Here is an 18,019-nt window from a genome sequence, read left to right as displayed (position 1 = left end):
CGCCGCGCCACCCCCATCGCCACCGACCCCCGGTGGGCCTTGTCCGGCCTTTCGCCTGTGCCTGTCGGCTCCCCCGAACCCAACACAGTTAACGTGCTGAACACGCACGGCGCCAACCGGCTATCCACAGGTTATCCACAACCCGTGGCGGTGCCGGTGGCCGCTCCCGGCCGGACGGTCGGCAGATTTACCGGAGCCTGTGGTGGCGCGGGCGGTGAACAGGCTCACCGTGGCGAACGATCCACCTGCTTGTCCGGTTTTGGCCGTCGCCCTGCAGTCTGCGAACGGCCGGTAAGACCAGCAACCGCGCACGCTAACAGCGGCGGGAGGTCGACTACAACCGCCGTCCGGACCATCCCCTGCCCAGAGCTAAGAAAAGATTCACTTTGTGCACGGAAAGACCTGGTCGGTCGAGGGTGCCCGCCCATGTCGGCGTGCCGACCAAGGATATGGTTGACCCTGTCAAGGGCCCTGCGTAGGGTTGGGCGGTTGCTCCGCCGCGCTCTGCTAAAGTGGCGTCTTGCAGCGCATGATGCCCCCAGAGTCGTAGTACGAAGACGGAGTTTTGACGTGAGCAAGCGCACCTACCAGCCGAACAACCGCCGGCGTGCCAAGACCCACGGCTTCCGGCTGCGCATGCGCACCCGGGCCGGCCGGGCCATCCTGTCCGCCCGCCGTGCCAAGGGCCGCGGCGAGCTGTCGGCCTGAGCCGACCGCTAGTCCGGTCGGAATGCCCAGGTAGTCGTGCTGGCCGCGGCGCAACGACTGCGGCGTAGCGCGGACTTCGCCGCAGCGATTCGCGGTGGCCGTCGAGCCGGCCGCGAAACCCTGGTCGTCCACCTGCTTGTCGACGAGCCGGCGTTCGCCTCCACGGCGCGCGCCGGCTTCGTCGTATCCAAAGCGGTGGGCAACTCGGTTGTCCGCAATCGCGTTCAACGGCGTCTTCGCCACCTGGTCCGGCCACTGCTCGACGAGCTTCCCGCCGGAGCGACCGTGGTGATTCGCGCACTACCCCCGGCGGCCGAGGCCGCCTACGAGACTCTGGCCACCGACTTGGAGGGCGCGCTCGCGTCCGCACGCCGACCCCGGCGGCCACGATGAGCCTGGCTGCCCGGCTCCTGACGGCTGTGGTCGTCGCGTACCGTCGATACTTGAGTCCGGCGCTGCCGGCACGCTGTCGGTTCTACCCCTCGTGCAGTGCTTACGCCCAGGAAGCCCTGGCGCGGCACGGCGCCCTGCGAGGGACTGGCCTGGCGATCTGGCGGCTCCTACGATGCCATCCCTTCCACCCTGGCGGGTATGACCCGGTGCCTGACCCGATCCGTCACCGTCCTGCCGATGTGACTGGAGCTTAGATTGAGTCTCGACCCGATCTACTACGCCATCTCGTGGATTCTTCTGCGCTGGCATTCCCTGTGGGATGCGATCGGCATACCCGACGACCGCGTGATCGGCACGACCTGGGCCTGGATCCTCGCGATCTTCTTCCTCGTGGTGACCCTGCGCGTCATCCTCTTCCCGGTCTTCGTCAAGCAGATCAAGAGCCAGCGTGCGATGCAGGCTCTGCAGCCCAAGGTCAAAGCGCTGCAGGAGAAGCACAAGGGTGACCGCGAGACGCTCCAGAAAGAGATGATGGAGCTGTACCGGACGGAGAAGGCCAACCCGCTGATGGGCTGCCTTCCGATGTTCCTGCAGATCCCCGTCTTCTTCGGGCTCTTCCACGTGCTCCAGCACCTGAAGCCGGGCCTCTCCGACGAGAGCAAGCAGCTGTACGGGTGGCCGCTCGAGCAGTTCAACAGCGCGATCGACGCGCACCTGTTCAATGTGCCGATCAGTGCCAAGTTCGGCTCCTCCGCCAGTGAGCTGGCCGCCCTCGGCGCCGACGGCGTCACGGTGAAGATCCTCGCCGCGGTCCTGGTCCTGGTCATGATGGCGACCACGTTCCTGACCCAGCGTCAGATGATCCTCAAGACCGGCTGGGCCGAGGACCCGCAGCAGCTCATGATCCAGCGGCTGATGCTCTACGGCATCCCGTTCACGCTGCTGTTCTCCGGCGCGCTGTTCCCGATCGGCGTGGTCATCTACTGGGTGACGAACAACCTGTTCACCCTGGCCCAGCAGCAGTGGGTGCTGCGCAAGTTCCCGCCGCCGCAGATGGCCAACAAGGGTGGCACCAGCGCCCGCCCGGCCGCCGGCACCAAGACCTCGGGCGGCCCGAAGAGCCCGGTGCAGCCGGCCCGTACCGGTGGCCTGTTCAGTCGCAAGACCGAGCCGGAGCCCGTGAGCCCGGTCGTCGACACCAAGGCCCTCGCGCCCAAGCCGGGTGCCAAACCGGTGAATCCCAAGAAGGGCGCCCGGCCGGCGAACAAACCCAAGGGATGATCGCGGCTCGGGCGTTCTCGATCGCCCGAGCGCTCTTCCTCGGTTTTCAGTGACCTCCCCGCGCTTCACGGCGTGGGAACAGCGGACCGACTTGGGTCCGGCCCGAACACAACGGAGATGAAACCGTGACCGACACCAGCACTCCCCCTTCCGCCGACTCGTCAGCCTCCGCTGTCGAGCCGGCCGCCGCCGATTCGGCTGTCACCGCTGAAGAGGGCAAGAAGTCGGAGAGCGTCGCCTCGGACGGCGACCTGTTCCGCCAGAGCGAGATCGCCGCTGACTACGTCGAGGGCCTGCTGGACATCCTCGACTACGACGGCGACATCGACGAGCTCGTCTCCGCGGGCCGGCCGATGGTCGAGGTCGTCGGCGGCCGTCTCCAGCCGCTCGTCGGCCAGCGTGGGGCGACCCTGGAGGCGCTGCAGGAGCTCACCCGTCTCGCGATCTTCCGTGCCACCGGATCGCCGAGCCGGCTGCTGCTCGACATCGGCGGCTACCGTGCCGCCCGCCGCAAGGAACTCGCCGCGGTCGCCCGCAACGCGGTCGAGAAGGTCAAGGAACACGGCGAGCCGGTACGCCTGGAGCCGATGTCGGCGTTCGAGCGCAAGTGCGTGCACGACGTCGTCAACGCGATCCCCGGCGTGCAGAGTGAGTCGGAGGGCGTCGAGCCCAGCCGGCGCATCGTGGTGCGTGCGGCGGACTGATCGTGACGGATACCCGCTACGGCGCGGGTGACTCCGGCCCGGGCGATGTGACGCCCGGGCCGTCGTCTTTCCCCGCCTCACCCCCTCCGGCCGCTGCAGCCACGGTCTTCGGTGACCGTCTTCCGCTCGCGGTCCGGTATGCCGAGCTTCTCGCCACCGAAGGGGTCATTCGTGGACTGATCGGGCCCCGTGAGACGCCTCGCCTGTGGGATCGGCACCTGATCAACTGCGGTGTGATGGCCGAGATGATCCCGGCCGGCGCCGGTGTCGTGGACGTCGGTTCCGGCGCGGGACTGCCCGGTCTCGTGCTGGCGGTGGCCCGGCCGGACCTCGCCATAACCCTTGTCGAACCACTCGCCCGGCGCACCTCGTTCCTCGACGAGGCGGTCGTCGTCCTCGGGCTGGACAACGTCACGGTCCTTCGTGGGCGTGCCGAAGAGGTCGTCGAGCAGTTGCCCGGTGCCGACGTGGTCACGGCGCGAGCAGTGGCTGCGCTGGACAAGCTTGCCGGGTGGTGTCTGCCGCTCGCCGCGGTCGGCGGGCGGCTGCTCGCCATGAAAGGCTCCTCTGCCGCGGAGGAGATCGCCGAGCACGCGGCGGCTGTCGAGGCGCTCGGTGGTGGGACCGCGGAGATCCGGCTGTGTGGCAATGGGCTGATCGATCCGCCTACGACCGTTGTGGAGATCGTCAAAGAGCGGCATGTGCTGCCTGGGCGCCAGCGGAGCGGGTCGGCGGCACGGTCTTCTCGTTCCTCGGGTACGGGTGGGCGGGGCGGCGGGCGTGGTCGGCCTCGTCGGGGCTAGTTGATCGTGTCGTCCGCGATGCTCCGACCGGGTCGGCTCGGGGCTCTGAGAAGGTCGGACGTCTGCCCCGGGAGTGAGGATGCTCCTCGGGGTAGGGTGCCGGCCGTTGGGTGCTCCACGGTCAGCTCAGCGGCTTTACGGCGGGAGTGCTGTGGCCGTACACCCTCTGTGGTGTTGATTTCAAGGCAGTGAAGCGAGCCGCGCGGTCGGTGCGCGGCTGGGACGGCAAGCTTGTGCGCGGCGTCATGGTGTGTTTGGGGCGATGTTGGAAGACGATGGAATCGGCAATGTGCGTGCTCCATCGGACAGACGACCATGGCGACACATGCCCGACACCCGTAGGCTGGCCGGATGTCGATAGTGTCTCCCCTGCCGGGAGCCACGTTCTGCCGGCCAACCCCTTCCTAGCCATCAGGGATGAAGCGGTGCATGAGTACGGTGTTTCACGTGAAACCGAGTCGCCTCTCGACAGGCCGTCGGGAGTGAGCGTCGGCGGACCGCATGCGGGCGATGTTCCGCAGCCCCGACCGGGTGGTTTCGGTCGCCCATCGGCGTACGAGTATGGCGCGCCGATGCCCCATCAGGGCGCCTCGGCGACTACGTCGGCGGCCTCTCCAGGAGGGCCGATGGCGTCTTCAGGGGGGCCAGCCGCTTCGTCGGCAGGGATGCCGGTCGCTCCTTCTTCAGGGGTGCCGGTTCAGTCGACCGAGCATGTTTCACGTGAAACGCCAGCGGCAGTTGAGGACGATCCGCCCCTTGCTATGGAAGCGTTGCGAGCTGTGCAGATCCTCAACCCGAGCGGCGAGATCATCATGCCCCGCCCAGACCACCCGCGGGTGATTTGCGTCGCCAACCAGAAGGGCGGCGTCGGGAAGACGACCACGACGGTCAACCTCGCTGTGGCGCTCGCGCTTCACGGCAACCGTGTGCTGGTGGTTGACCTGGACCCGCAGGGCAATGCGTCTACCGGCCTGAACGTGCCGCACCATGCCGGCGTGCCTGACGTCTACGACTGCCTCATCGACAACGTACCGCTGGCCGAGGTCGCGCAGCCGGTCGAGGGCATACCGAACCTCTTCTGTGTGCCGGCCACCATCGACCTGGCCGGCGCCGAGATCGAGCTCGTCTCCGTGGTTGCGCGTGAGTCCCGGCTGGCCCGGGCGATCGCGAGCCACCCGGAGAAGTTCGACTACGTCTTCATCGACTGCCCGCCCTCGCTGGGTCTGCTGACCGTTAACGCCCTGTGCGCGGCGCAGGAGGTTCTGATCCCGATTCAGTGCGAGTACTACGCGCTGGAAGGTCTCAATCAGCTGATCAACAACATCAACCTGGTGCGTCAGCACCTCAATCCCACCCTCGATGTCTCTACGATCTTGCTGACGATGTACGACCGGCGTACGCGTCTGGCAGATGCGGTGGAACAGGACGTGCGGAACCACTTCGGCACAAAAGTGCTGAACGCGGTGATCCCCCGAAACGTGCGTGTATCGGAGGCTCCGAGCTACGGCCAGTCGGTGATGACCTACGATCCGGGTTCGCGAGGAGCCACCAGCTACTTCGAGGCTGCCCTGGAACTCGCCGTTCGTGGGGTCAATACGGGAGGCACGGCATGAAGAACCGGCGGGGTGGCCTGGGCCGCGGCCTGGGCGCACTGATCCCGACGGCGCCCGCCGGCGAAACGGCGGCTCCGGTCGAGGTACTGCCGGATCCGATCACCGAACCGACGCCGTCGGCGCTACCGGCGCCCGTTCCGGTGCAGCAGGCCGCTGGCTCACCGCCTCTCGCTGCCCCGCCGCCGCCTCTCGCCGCGCCTTCGGAACCCGAATTGGCTCCGGTTCCCGGCGCCCGATTCGCCGAGTTGCCCGTCTCGGTGATCGAGCCGAACGCCAAGCAGCCGCGTCACGTCTTCGACGAGGAGGCGCTTGAGGAACTCAAGACCTCGATCCTAGAGGTGGGCTTCCTCCAGCCGATCGTCGTGCGTGAACTCGGCGACGGCCGGTACGAGCTCGTCATGGGTGAGCGCCGGTGGCGCGCCGCCCAGGCCGTCGGCAAAGAGACGATCCCAGCGATCGTGCGGGACACCCCGGACGATGCGATGCTCCGTGACGCGTTGCTGGAGAACATCCACCGAGCCAACCTCAATCCGCTCGAAGAGGCGGCTGCGTATCAGCAGCTGCTCGAGGAGTTCGGGGCTACACACGAGGAGCTGGCTCGGCGAATCGGGCGGAGTCGACCGCAGATCTCCAACACCATTCGGTTGATGAACCTGCCGGCTGCAGTACAGCGGCGGGTGGCCGCTGGGATCCTGTCGGCTGGTCATGCCCGGGCATTGCTCGGGCTAGACAACAGCGCGGCTCAGGATGCGCTGGCAGAGCGGATCGTTCGGGAAGGGCTCTCGGTGCGGGCCACCGAAGAGATCGTGCACCTTGCGGCGTCCGAGGAGTCTGCGGCCAAGAAGGCGGCACCTGCTCGGCGGGCCAAGGTGCATGCGCCGGCGCTGAACGACTTGGCGGAGCGACTCTCGGATCGGTTCGACACCCGGGTCAAGGTGGACATCGGCCGGAACAAGGGCAAGATCACCATAGAGTTCGCGACTGTTGATGATCTCGAGCGGATCGTCAGCATGATCGGCGTTGAGGAAGAGGGCGCCGTCCGCGAAGGGGTCGAGCCCGAGGAGTGAATCTTCCTGTATCGGACAAGGGGCGCTTGAGTGATCAAGTGCTCCTTCTTCATTTTAGGGTTGGAACGGGCTTAGTTCGCGTTTTGAAGTGCCGGATCCGTGGGCGGCGACGGATTGGAAATCCCAGGAGAATCGTTCTGACAGAACCGGTGTGAGGCGGATTCGCCTCCTTCGTTCGCAGATTTGAGTGGCTAACCCGAGTAGGCGTCGCGTTGTCATGTCGGTCGCCAAGTGTCGCTGTTGCTTCCGCCGGCGACTCTCGCCTCAGCGGGCTTGCGCTTGTCGCTCGTGGTGCCCCAGTCGTGACGACTCCAAAGTTGGCCGTCTTCTATCTTCGTGATGGCGCGTGTGCTGTCGTTTAGCTCGGCCATCCTCTGGCGGGATCCCCTGGCGGGATCCCCGTCCGGATGCCGCTGCTCGCGGGGAACGTCGTTGCTCTTGGTCTCGTGTGCCTCCCTGCTTGGGTGAGGGCTAGTTGCAGCCGCGGAGTGCTCAGTCCAGAAACCGCAGACGCAATTTGTTGAGCCGGCTCTTTGTCTGTTGACCCGTCTTGCGAGCAGCCGGCGACCCCTCCAAACTTTCGTATCGAGGTCGACAGCGGCACCTCGACGGGAGAGCGTATGCGGGTGTGCAGAGTCGGTGGGATCGTAGGCGGCGTTGAACGCGAGTTCCCACGTCGTCTTTCACCGCTTGCTGTTTGCTCCTTGGCTCGGTGCTGAGCGCGTTGACCCCCACCGGCCTCAGAGAGCTTGGTTTTGGCCGTCACTCTCCTGCTTGGCCGCCACGCACTCACGATGACCAGGTTGCAAGTGATGGGGTGCCGTCCTTTACCTCCTGACGACTCCGGTGGGCGCGTGGCCCGGTTATGGGCGCCATTGCGCGACGGCAAGCTCGCGGAGGAGATAGCCGGGGCAGCCGCTCAGGTCTTTGGCCGTGGCGTCGGAGATGTGTAGCCGAGGCCGTAGCGGATGGATGGCACTTTGGTCCTCAGACTGCGCCCGCGATTTCGCGCTGTGCTGACGCCGGCGGCTCAGCGGTGACGTATGTCCGCGGTACGGCCAGCGTTCGAGAGTCACTGCGGCCGAAGCTGGAGTGTTTCACGTGAAACGGGGAGGGTGGCGAACTGTCGCGGTCCGCCTACTTCGGAGGCCCCCCTCAGGTGCGGCGCGGCGACGTCGCGCCCGCTGATCGTCGCGATAGGGCCGCTGTGGTGTTGCAGGTCTTATACGAACTGCTAGGTAGGCATGCCGTTCCCGGCTCCGCGGCCAAGCCCGTGGGGATTGCGGCTCCGCGAGGAGAAGATTGCCTGAGGCAAGAGCCCATTTGCCTCTTGCGAGGGTCGCCCTGGGCGGCATAATCGCAAGCCGAGCCGAGCCGAGCCGAGCCGAGCCGAGCCGAGCCGAGCCGAGCCGAGCCGAGCCGAGCCGAGCCGAGCCGAGCCGAGCCGAGCCGAGCCGAGCCGAGCCCTAGGACTTCTACGCGGGACCACGATGCTGCGGTGCCGGCGTGATCTGTAGGAGGCAGCGATCGCAATGGCCTGCATGAAAGCTTCCGTGAGGTCGACATTGCGCTTCGGTGGATACCGCACTGCTCCACGGCCGACCTTCTCTTTGCTTTGCTTACCCATCCCCTGGGAGCTGATCTACTTCCGGATCGAAACATGGCCAAGGACAGTCGAGCCTAGGTCGCGAGCGGAGCTGTGTCACGACTCGGTGGCCAAGAGAGCCAGGCCATGCTTCCTCTAAAGCTCGGATCGCGGACTAGCTTCTAATAGCGCGGCCGTCTGCATCCCTTAGAACCAGTCACTGTGCTCAAGCAGTTCGGCCCGGAACAACGGTGCGGGCGAGGCATGTTTCACGTGAAACGGTACAGCCGCTGACTCCCTCGGCTGAGCTCCTGCGGAGTCCTCACAAGCCAATGCTCGCTCACGGCGGTGATGGGCAGTCCTCGTTTCCAAGATTGGTTGATCCTTAGCGTGGGAGCCGACGAGGTCGGAGCAGTTAGCGCAGCGGCGAGTCGACCCTCTCGGCCGTCATCCGGACTTCCAGCTAACGAGAACCGTAGTGAAGCGGTGGGACAGCGGGGCAGCGGAGCGCGGCGGTGTAGCGGAGCGGCGGATCGGCCATGGGAGCCCTTCCTCTGGCGAACCCTCCGCCGCCTAAGAGTTCACCCCCTGCACTCGAACCGAGCGAGTGTGGCGTGAAGTGGAGTCGTCAAGCGATACAAAGAACCGCTTTCCACGGTCGGCCTGAGCCGGCTCGCTTAGCGAGGCGCGTCCAGGGGCTGTACTAGGCCCTTAAGCGCTCGAAGCCACTACGCCGATTGCCGAGGTCCAGAGGCTGCAACTTGGCTCCGTTGCGGAGTCAAAATGCTGTGGGGCTGTGGGGCTGTGGGGCTGTGGGGCTGTGGGGCTGTGGGGCTGTGGGGCTGTGGGGCTGTGGGGCTGTGGGGCTGTGGGGCTGTGGGGGCGTGGGGGCGTGGGGGCGTGGGGCCGTGGGGCTGTGGTTGACTGCGCGAACGGCCAAACCCGGCAAGCGTGCCCGCGTCGTAGTGGCCACCGGAATGGGCCCGGACCGTGGAACATCGCCGTTTCACGTGAAACGGCGATGTGGCAGCATCTCCCGGTGCCCGGTGCCCGGTGCCCGGTGCCCGGTGCCCGGTGCCCGGTGCCCGGTGCCCGGTGCCCGGTGCCCGGTGCCCGGTGCCCGGTGCCCGGTGCCCGGTGCCCGGTGCCCGGTGCCCGGTGCCCGGTGCCCGGTGCCCGGTGCCCGGTGCGTTTCACGTGAAACGACGGTCTCGGAGTGATAGGCGTTGGCGCACCTTGACCGTGCTGACCGGTCGTTCTTGAGAGCTAAGGCTGCGGGCTGGATCGGCGATTGGCCGCAACGGTGAGGGGATACGGCGACCACGAAGCTGGTGTGGGGCATGGCGCTGCAGCGGGGGCTGACGTCCAGCGCGGTGCTGCTGTCGCCGGCAGAGGATTCGACGTATGTGGGTCGGCTTCTCTGCGAGGACAAACTCAGTGCCAAACCGGTGTTGCCGGAGGACGCGCGCAATTCTCGGCGAGGTAGACGATGTGCGAGGGAGCTGCCCTCGTCGGCCTGAGCGATGTTGGCCGACGAGCGTTGACTATCTGACCGGATCGAGGTGACGGTCGGGACGTCCCGTCCGGCTGGTGACGCGAGTCGTATCCAGGGGCGGTCTTCGGCAACGGCCGAAAGATACTGGATGCGATTGGGATCGGAAGAGGGCGACCGTAGGCGTCACGATCCCGAGAACCTGGGAGAACGAATAGGGGCGGGTCAGCTGTGGGACGGCTGCTACCGGGGCCGCACTGGAGCGGCTCTATGGCGCGACGTGCGGCTCAAGCTTCGGAGGTTGCTCACGTGTGGCGCATCTTTGCCTCCCAGTGCGCGCACCGCCACACGAAGACCGTTCCCGCTACGAGTATTGGAAGCGCTGCGGCACAGCGTTCCGAAGACGTCCCCGGCTGGGCGCATGCGGCCGGTCGCGAGTCATCGGGGTCGCGGGGCGACGTCAGTGTGCTCCGATCTTTGGCTCGCCTCTCGGGTTCGGCCGTGTCAGGCAAGAGCGGGATCGCAACGACCCATTAGACGGAACGCTCTAATAGCCGGTGTGGGGCCGGGCAAGGTCTAGCAGACAGTAGGTCGGCAATGGTCTGCATATAGGGAGCCCCGGGGATCAAGCTCCTGGGATGCGCTGAGTTGGCGAGGCGAACAGGGTGTTGACGAGCCGGGCGGTGGTGCGCAGATGGCGCCAGGGAGTTGCCCGGTGTTCCGCCCGAACTGACGCACTCGGAGTTACGGGCCACGGGCGGGAGGATCGGACCTGCGGGGTCGCGGCGGTGCCATGGTCCTTCAGTCAGCATTAAGACGCAGCCAGCGCTCCGTTGTTGGAGCTGGTCGGGTCTGCTGCACGCATAGGTGACATCTGAGGTGGCTTGCCGTGACGGCGGGCTGGAAGGATGTTGCTGTGCCCAAGCCCTACCCTCGTGAGTTCCGCGACGACGTCGTGCGGGTCGCCCAAGGCCGTGACCCGGGTGTGACGGTCGAGCAGATCGCCAAGGACTTCGGGGTCCATCCGATGACGCTGTTCAAGTGGCTGCGCCAGGCAGGTATCGACGAAGGCGTCAAGCCGGGCGTCAGCGTCAGCGATTCGGCCGAATTGCGCGAGGCCCGTAAACGGATCAAGCTCCTTGAGCAGGAGAACGAGGTCTTGCGCCGGGCCGCGGCGTATCTGTCGCAGGCGAACCTGCCGGGAAAAGGCTCTACCCGCTCGTGAACGAGCTGGCCGCCGATGGAATCCCCGTCGCGGTGACGTGCCGGGTGCTGAACATCGCTCGACAGCCCTACTACCGGTGGCTTTCCCGCCCGGTCACCGACGCCGACCTGGCCGAGGCGTACCGGGCGGACGCGCTGTTCGACGCTCACCGTGACGACCCGGAGTTCGGCTACCGGTTCCTGGCCGACGAAGCCCGCGCGGCCGGACAATCGATGGTGGAACGCACCGCGTGGAAGATCTGTTCTCACATGGGCTGGTGGAGTGCGTTCAGCCGCCGACGACGGCGCGGCAAGGGTGGCAAGCCGGGCCCGCCGGTACACGATGACCTCGTCAGACGTGACTTCACCGCCGACGGCCCGAACCGGTTGTGGCTGGCCGACATCACCGAACACCACACCGGTGAGGGCAAGCTCTACCTCTGCGCGATCAAGGACGTGTGGTCCAACCGGATCGTCGGCTACTCCATCGACTCACGGATGAAGTCGAGGCTGGCCGTCAACGCTCTGCACAACGCCGCCGCCCGGCGCGGCGAGGTAGCCGGGTGCGTGCTGCACACCGACCGCGGGTCGCAGTTTCGCAGCAGGAAGTTCGTCCATGCCCTGAACCAGCACTACGTGCTCGGGTCGATGGGCCGAGTCGGCGCCGCCGGCGACAACGCCGCCATGGAGTCGTTCTTCGGCCTGTTGCAGAACAACGTTCTCGATCGCCGGAGCTGGTCGAGCCGGCAGCAGTTGAGGACGGCGATCGTCACCTGGATCGAGCGGACCTACCACCGCCGTCGACGCCAACGATCGCTGTCCCGGTTGACGCCTGTCGAGTACGAAACCATCATGACCTCACCGGCCAGTCAGGCCGCGTGACTTGATCTGTCACCTATTGGTGCAGCAGACCCGTCCACCGCAGCTCGCTAGGAGAGCGGCGCCCAATCCCACGCCTACATCGGGCTCGGCTATGCCCTTCGGGTAGATCCCTTCGAGCATCGGGATCATGCTGGAGTTGATTTCGGGAGGTGGCTGTCGCAAGCGCCGTCGCCTGTCGAGGCCGAGGGCTACGAGGCTGAGGCTTGCCAGAGGCAGCTAGGCGCGGAGTCCGGCGCCCCCGCAGTTCTGCGGACCTCGAGGTTGTGTCGAGGAGCTGGCCTTGGACTAGCCCGTCGACTGATGGTGTTCACTCCCGCAGACAGTGACAACCCGACCTGACTAAGCGATACACGAGTGCGTCGTAGTAGTGAGGGCGTCGGGTTTCGTGGAGGCGCGGTTGTCGTCGCCTGATTCTTGCGATTGCCTGACCATCGCGGCTGATGACCCCAGACGGATTTCTTCATCCCGGCTGGCACCGACCGCAGGTGGAGGGTTGCTCCACTGGCGGTGAGAGCTACACCGAATGACCGAGCCACGCCGGCGCTGTGATTGGGATGGAGCGCCAGTTGATTGCGGCCGGCGGAGACCTCGGTGATTTGGCTGCAGACTCTAGGAGAGATCTGGGCACCGCTGGCCTGTCGGGAACCTCCGGTGTGTGGAGCAGTGGAGGAGAACTCAGCGAAAGGCGACGTCGAAAGCTAGCGTCTTGCAGGGAACTTTGGCTCGCGGCCAAGTAGCCGCATACATAGCTGTGGCGGCCGGCAGGGGCGGTACCTGTGTTTAAGGACCCGTCCTTGGCGTTTCGGCGCCGAGCCCGTAGCGGGCAGAGAAGTCGATGCGGGGCCAAAGGGATGTACACCGAATCCGGCCCTCTCCAGGGGTCGGTCCGGCTGGCTTGTGTGTCTTCAACGGCTGAGCTTGGTACACCGCGCCATCAAGATCTTGGAGTGGTAGCCGAGGGAGACCTCGTTGCAGTATCGCGAGATGGAATCGCGTTGGCGGAGGGCTTCGCGGCGTGGGCACAGGCGAGCGGGCGCAAGGACTGCAGTAGATGCGACTGCGATGTCGAAGGTGATGCCGAGCTCGTCCAAAGCCGGTGGGCACCGAGACTTCGTGCGGAGTAGGGCTAGAGGCAAGTTGTGCGGCCATCAGTGGGGGCCTTTGGTCGGCTAGCGCTTCGGTGGGCCGGCCAACCGACTTGCGATGCGTCGAAGCGGCTTCTCGCACGGCTTGACGTCATTCTCCAGTTGGTCGAGGCGGTTGAAGCCTGGCTTCAGCCGGGCGAGGCACCGGGCAGGTGCGTTATAGCTGGCACCGGCATCTCAGCGAAGGACCGGAACCCGAGCAGCAGAAGCCCGAGCAGCAGAAGCCCGAACAGAGCAGAAGCCCGAGCAAGATAACCCAAGCAACAGCACTCGGGCGAGAAGCACCAGCCGATCAGCGGCACCCGGCCGGGGTGCGTACCAAATGGTTGGCCGCGGTGGGCGTCTCCAGCAGAGTCCTGAGGTGAAGGCCGTGTCTCGCGAGGGGTGTCCGGGCTCGATGTCCGTCGACTTGGCTGGCCGGGGTAGCAATCCGGGGACGACGATGGCTGCATCTGAGAGGTTGCGCTCTGGGGTCGCGTCGCGGTTGTCAGCGTTGATGAGTTCCAGCCGCCAGACATGCGCGGGAGCCACTATCCACAACCTGTGTGTTGCGCCTGTTGATTCTGGGACGGCTGGTGTTTCACGTGAAACAACACCGATGTTGTGGGGGTCGTCCACGGGTCTATCCACAGGGTGCACAAGCGTTCTACGTCGTGTTTCACGTGAAACGGCGGCGCCTGTGGATAACTCCTGTGGATAACTTTGGGGTGGGTGTGTGGAAGGACTCAATTCCATGGCTGTCGACATGGGGAGAGTCCCTCCGTCGTGCGAAATTGACCCGGGACAGCCGCTCCCGGGCTGGGCTAAGGTCACGTCGTGTCTGAGAACACCGCCTCCCTGCCTGACTTCACACATTGGCCGTCGTTCCCCTTTGAGGGGGACATGCGGGTCAAGAAGCTCGCTCCCCCGGTGGAGGTGGAGCCGCCTCGGAGCGGGGAGGAAGGTTCGGAGTGCGTGGCGTGTGGGACGCCGGACGACTCGTACATCTGGATCAGTGAGAGATGGCGTGTTCGCGCGATGGACCGGCCTACCGGGCTGCCGATGGTTTTGATTCTTGAGTGTCGCTCGCACCTTGACCTCGGTGACCTGCCGAACCTTCTCGCTGCGGAGCTCGGTGTCATGACAGTGCGGCTTGAGCGGGCCATCCGGTCGCTCGACGGCGTTGCTCGGGTTCACGTGAATCGTTGGGGAGACGGTTCGGCGCATCTGCACATGTGGTTCTTGGCTCGGCCGTATGGGCGCCTGCAGTTGAGGGGTACCTTCCTGTCCCTCTGGGATGACATCTTGCCGGTGATCCCCGAAGCGCAGTGGCGCGAGAATTTGGCGCACGTGGCTGCCTGGCTCGCCGATTTCGGTGGCCAGGCCAACACTGAGCCGGCCCACATCCAGTGGGAATCTCCAGCCACGATCAACGTCCCCACCAGCATGGACATGGACACGGACACGGACACGAACGGCCGCCGCCCCGCCACACTCGGCGATGTCGAAGCGACGGAGGCTTAAATAATCCAGCCGGAGCCGGAGCCGGAGCCGGAGCCGGAGCCGGAGCCGGAGCCGGAGCCGGAGCCGGAGCCGGAGCCCGAGCCCGAGCCCGAGCCCGAGCCCGAGCCCGAGTGCGAGCCCGAGGGTGCGACTCGACCGCGACCGAATCGACCGGGCCTAAGGGCGCGACTCGGTCGACGGCTCCGATCGGGTTGACCGGACCGGCCGGCGCGCTGAGGCCGATGGTTGTATTGGGGTCCAAGGCCGCGACGAGGTTGGGGTCTACGACCGGGTACAAGGACAACCGAGCCGGACGGCCGACTTCGAGTCGAAGACCGCGACGGAATTGAAGGCCGCGATTGGCCGGCCGGACAGAGCCTCAGGCACGCTCGGACCGACGGCTGCGGCCGAGTAAAACGCCGCGACTGCGCCGGCGTGCGCGGTCGAAGGATGCGATCGGGCCGAAGAACAAAGCGCGACCCGGCAGACGGGCGGGCCGACATACGCTCGCGCCGACGGTCGCGCCGAGTTGGAGGCCACGACTGAGCCGATAGGCGGGCCGGCATTCGCGCTCGGGCCGACGAATGCGACCGAGTTGAAGGAGACGGCTGAGCCGACGGGCGGGGTCGAGAGGTTGTGAGCGGGCTGACCGGCATGCCAAGGGCAACGGGTGGAACGATCCGACGGACGGAAGAGGGCGACGGACGCGGTCGGCTCGATGGCCGTGACCGAGTTGAAGGCCGATCCGATTAGAGGAACCGAGGAGCGCAACCGATTCGAGGAACCGAGAACGGAGCCGACGGACGGGTCCGGCTTGGAGGGCGGGCTCAGCTTGGAGGGCGGGACCGGATCGCGAAGGACGGGACCGGATCGCGAAGGACGGAACCGGATCGAAAGGCGCGACCGGATCGAACGGTAGGACCGGCTCGAAGGACGGGACCGGCTCGAAGGGCGCGACCGGCTCGAACGGCGCGACCGGCTCGAACGGTAGGACCGGATCGAACGGTAGGACCGGATCGGAGGCCGTGAGCGGCTCGAAGGCCGATCCCAAGGCAGGCTAAGGCGAAACAGGGGCGCAAGTGCACCCGGCCGGGTGCTGCATCTCGACAGAGTGAAACCGATGCGGCGGCAGCCAGACCCGAGCCGGGACACCCGCGGCACGACGTAGGAAGCTGCACCCCGGAGCGCCCTCCCCGACGTCAACAAACAGACAGGCCCGGCGATGACCGCCGAGCCTGTCACGTGAAACCGTCGCTCAAACAGCTCTCCGAGCCACCGCCCGCTCCACCAACGAACTCAGCACAACCCCGAGATCAACCCCCGCGGCCTGGACCGCCAACGGCAACAACGACGTCTCGGTGAGCCCGGGCGACACGTTGCAACCGAGAACATGGGGCTCACCGTCAGCGGTGACGATCACGTCGATGCGGGAGAGGTCTCGCAACCCGAGGGCTTTGTACGCCGCCACCGCCGTCTCCGAAACCCGCTCCGCGACCGCCGGTGACAGGCGGGCAGGCACATGCCAGGTGGTCAGCCCGGCCGTGTAGCGGGCCGCATAGTCGTAGACGCCGTCTCGGGGAACGATCTCCACGATCGGGAGTGTCTCCGGCCCCGCACCCCGGTCGACGATGGAGACGGCCACGTTGGTGCCGGACACATACTGCTCGACGAGAGCCGTCGAGTCGTACGCGAAGCACCCCACCATCGCGGCCGGAAGGTCGCCGGCTTCCCGGACCACCGCGGCTCCCAGCCCGGACCCGCCTTGCGCGGGCTTGACCATGAGCGGCAGCCCCAACCGGTCGACGATCCGGTCGAGCACGGCGACCGCGCCGAGCTCGGAGAACCGGTCGTGCGGCAGTGCCACCCAGTCGGGTGTGGGGATTCCTGCGTCACGCAGCATCGACTTGGCGGACGGCTTGTCCCAGGCGAGGCGGGCGGCCCGGGCGTCGGCGCCGACGTAGGGAACCCCGCACAGGTCGAGGACCCCACGCAGCGACCCGTCCTCACCGGTGGCGCCGTGCAGGGCGATGACGACGGCGTCCGGAGGGTCGGCCTGCAACGCGGGGAGCAGGGACACATCGGCGTCGTGGAGCTCGGCGGTCAGGCCGGCGGACCGGAGCGCGTCGAGCACCCGGCGACCGGACCGCAGGGACACGTCCCGTTCGTAGGACAGCCCGCCGGCCAGGACCAGAACTCGCAACTCGTCACGCGTACCCATGCTGGTGATCATGCCAAGTCGGGACCGGGAGCATCCGCGGCGGCCGGGCCACGACGGCGCTGATGTCCCGGCTGGAGGCCGGCTTCGCCGAAGACTGCGCGCATCGCGAGCTCCTGCTCCATCACCCCGGACAGGCGCCGCACGCCCTCACGCAGCCGCTCCGGCGCCGAGAAGCTGAAGTTGAGCCGCATGTTGCCCCGTCCGGTCCCGTCGGCGTAGAAGCCCGTACCGGGGACGTAGGCGACCCGCGCGGCGATGGCCCGCGGCATCATCGCCTTCGAGTCGAGGCCCTCGGGCAGGGTTGCCCACACGAACAGGCCGCCGGTCGGGCGGGTCCACGTGGTGCCGGCCGGCATCAGGTCCTCCATGGCGCCGAGCAGTGCGTCCCGGCGCTCGCGGTAGATCTCCCGGTACACCTTGATCTGCTCGCGCCACGGCATGGTCGACAGGTACTGCGTGACGGCGGCCTGGGCGAACGCGCTCGGGCACAGCACGTTGGCCTCGCTCATCATGACCAGCTTCTCCCGCACTGCGTGCGGCGCCAGGACCCAGCCGACCCGCAGGCCGGGCGCGAAGGTCTTGGAGAAGGTGGAGCAGTAGAAGACACCGTCACGGCGGCGGGCCCGGAGCGGCAGCGGGGCGTCACCGGAGAAGGAGAGCATGCCGTACGGGTCGTCCTCCACCACGAGCAGCCCGGCGCGCTCGCAGATGTCGAGGATCTGCTCGCGCCGCTCGTCCGACAGGGTGACACCGGCCGGGTTCTGGAAGGTGGGGATCGTATACAGGAACTTCGCCTGCCTCCCCTCCCTCGCGGTGGCCCGGATGGCCTCTTCGAGTGCTGCCGGGATGAGGCCCTCGTCGTCCATTGCCACGTGCCGGACCTGTGCCTGGGCGGCCTGGAACACGCCGAGTGCGCCGACGTAGGTCGGCCCCTCGGCGAGCACCACGTCACCCGGGTCCAGGAAGAGGCGGGCCAGGAGGTCGAGGGCCTGCTGGCCGCCGACGGTGACCACCACGTCGTCGGGGGACGCGTTCGTGATGCCGGACAGCGACATCACCTCGCAGATCCGTTCGCGCAGCTCGATGGTGCCCTGGCCGATGCCGTACTGCAGGCTGGTGGCGCCCTGCTGCGACGCCAGGTCGCCGAGCATCTCACCGACGGCATCGAGCGGCAGCGCGGCGATATACGGCGAGCCGCCGGCCAGCGACACCACCTCCGGTCGGCTGGCGACAGCGAACAGGGCCCGGATCTCCGATGTGGTCATCCCGCGCACCCGCCGCGCGTACCTATCGGTGTAATCGTCCTGAGTTGTACCGGTCATGCGAATCACCCCTTCAAATCGACACTGCAAGCGATCCTAATGCCGCCCGGCACTTGCCCGACCTGCTCCCGTTCATGGTGGTTCCGACGTAAGATTCGCCAGGGGCGCGGCGGCGTCCGGT

Annotated in this window: 12 protein-coding genes; 10 read left to right on the top strand and 2 right to left on the bottom strand. The window is 66.8% G+C overall.

What is annotated here, in order from left to right; translation table 11 throughout:
- Nucleotides 1-570 precede the first annotated feature (570 nt).
- The 10 genes from rpmH (at nt 571) to ACQPZW_RS49035 (ending at nt 14,379) form a co-directional block, all read left to right on the top strand.
- Complete coding sequence (gene rpmH, locus ACQPZW_RS49080; protein WP_093620811.1) at nt 571-708, top strand: 50S ribosomal protein L34; 138 nt, start codon at nt 571-573, stop codon at nt 706-708.
- A 36-nt stretch (nt 709-744) separates the two neighbouring features.
- Nucleotides 745-1,101 (top strand): ribonuclease P protein component, encoded by a 357-nt coding sequence (gene rnpA / locus ACQPZW_RS49075; RefSeq protein ID WP_433792812.1) that lies wholly within the window; start codon nt 745-747, stop codon nt 1,099-1,101.
- Entirely contained in the window at nt 1,098-1,355 is a 258-nt protein-coding gene (gene yidD, locus ACQPZW_RS49070; protein ID WP_093620813.1) for a membrane protein insertion efficiency factor YidD, read from the top strand. The genes rnpA and yidD overlap by 4 nt, the downstream gene beginning before the upstream one ends.
- A 1-nt stretch (nt 1,356) precedes the next feature.
- On the top strand, nt 1,357-2,382 hold the full coding sequence (gene yidC / locus ACQPZW_RS49065) for a membrane protein insertase YidC (protein ID WP_433792811.1): 1,026 nt from the start codon (nt 1,357-1,359) through the stop codon (nt 2,380-2,382).
- Between the two features lie 125 nt (nt 2,383-2,507).
- Nucleotides 2,508-3,086 carry a protein jag gene (locus tag ACQPZW_RS49060; RefSeq protein WP_433792810.1) on the top strand — a complete coding sequence of 193 codons (579 nt, stop codon included), beginning with the start codon at nt 2,508-2,510 and terminating at the stop codon, nt 3,084-3,086.
- 2 nt (nt 3,087-3,088) lie between these two features.
- Nucleotides 3,089-3,889 (top strand): 16S rRNA (guanine(527)-N(7))-methyltransferase RsmG, encoded by an 801-nt coding sequence (gene rsmG / locus ACQPZW_RS49055; RefSeq protein ID WP_433792809.1) that lies wholly within the window; start codon nt 3,089-3,091, stop codon nt 3,887-3,889.
- 245 nt (nt 3,890-4,134) lie between these two features.
- Nucleotides 4,135-5,502, top strand: coding sequence for an AAA family ATPase (locus ACQPZW_RS49050; RefSeq protein WP_433797877.1), 1,368 nt, complete (start codon nt 4,135-4,137; stop codon nt 5,500-5,502).
- Nucleotides 5,499-6,569 (top strand): ParB/RepB/Spo0J family partition protein, encoded by a 1,071-nt coding sequence (locus tag ACQPZW_RS49045; RefSeq protein WP_433792808.1) that lies wholly within the window; start codon nt 5,499-5,501, stop codon nt 6,567-6,569. Before ACQPZW_RS49050 ends, ACQPZW_RS49045 begins: the two co-directional genes overlap by 4 nt.
- Before the next feature lie 3,993 nt (nt 6,570-10,562).
- Nucleotides 10,563-11,731, top strand: a protein-coding gene (locus ACQPZW_RS49040; RefSeq protein WP_433788784.1) for an IS3 family transposase whose coding sequence is annotated in 2 segments (ribosomal slippage) — nt 10,563-10,847 and nt 10,850-11,731 — 1,167 coding nt in all. Because the reading frame shifts where the segments join, the coding sequence is not laid out codon by codon here.
- A 1,961-nt stretch (nt 11,732-13,692) separates the two neighbouring features.
- On the top strand, nt 13,693-14,379 hold the full coding sequence (locus tag ACQPZW_RS49035; protein WP_433792807.1) for a hypothetical protein: 687 nt from the start codon (nt 13,693-13,695) through the stop codon (nt 14,377-14,379).
- A 1,234-nt stretch (nt 14,380-15,613) separates the two neighbouring features.
- On the opposite strand, the gene ACQPZW_RS49030 is transcribed toward ACQPZW_RS49035, so the two are convergent.
- Complete coding sequence (locus ACQPZW_RS49030; protein WP_433792806.1) at nt 15,614-16,588, bottom strand: D-alanine--D-alanine ligase family protein; 975 nt, start codon at nt 16,586-16,588, stop codon at nt 15,614-15,616.
- Complete coding sequence (locus ACQPZW_RS49025; protein ID WP_433792805.1) at nt 16,585-17,898, bottom strand: PLP-dependent aminotransferase family protein; 1,314 nt, start codon at nt 17,896-17,898, stop codon at nt 16,585-16,587. Before ACQPZW_RS49025 ends, ACQPZW_RS49030 begins: the two co-directional genes overlap by 4 nt.
- Nucleotides 17,899-18,019 lie beyond the last annotated feature (121 nt).

The organism is Actinoplanes sp. CA-252034 (assembly GCF_050956125.1).
Classification (GTDB): Bacteria; Actinomycetota; Actinomycetes; order Mycobacteriales; family Micromonosporaceae; genus Actinoplanes.
Note: the sequence above shows the minus strand (reverse complement) of the source record. Positions and strands in the feature narration are given on the sequence as shown.

Coding starts and splice junctions, on each gene's coding strand:
- ACQPZW_RS49045 (WP_433792808.1), top strand. CDS start 5,499: ATGAAGAACCGGCGGGGTGGCCTGGGCCGCGGCCTGGGCGCACTGATC.
- ACQPZW_RS49030 (WP_433792806.1), bottom strand. CDS start 16,588: ATGATCACCAGCATGGGTACGCGTGACGAGTTGCGAGTTCTGGTCCTG.
- yidD (WP_093620813.1), top strand. CDS start 1,098: ATGAGCCTGGCTGCCCGGCTCCTGACGGCTGTGGTCGTCGCGTACCGT.
- ACQPZW_RS49025 (WP_433792805.1), bottom strand. CDS start 17,898: ATGACCGGTACAACTCAGGACGATTACACCGATAGGTACGCGCGGCGG.
- ACQPZW_RS49050 (WP_433797877.1), top strand. CDS start 4,135: ATGGTGTGTTTGGGGCGATGTTGGAAGACGATGGAATCGGCAATGTGC.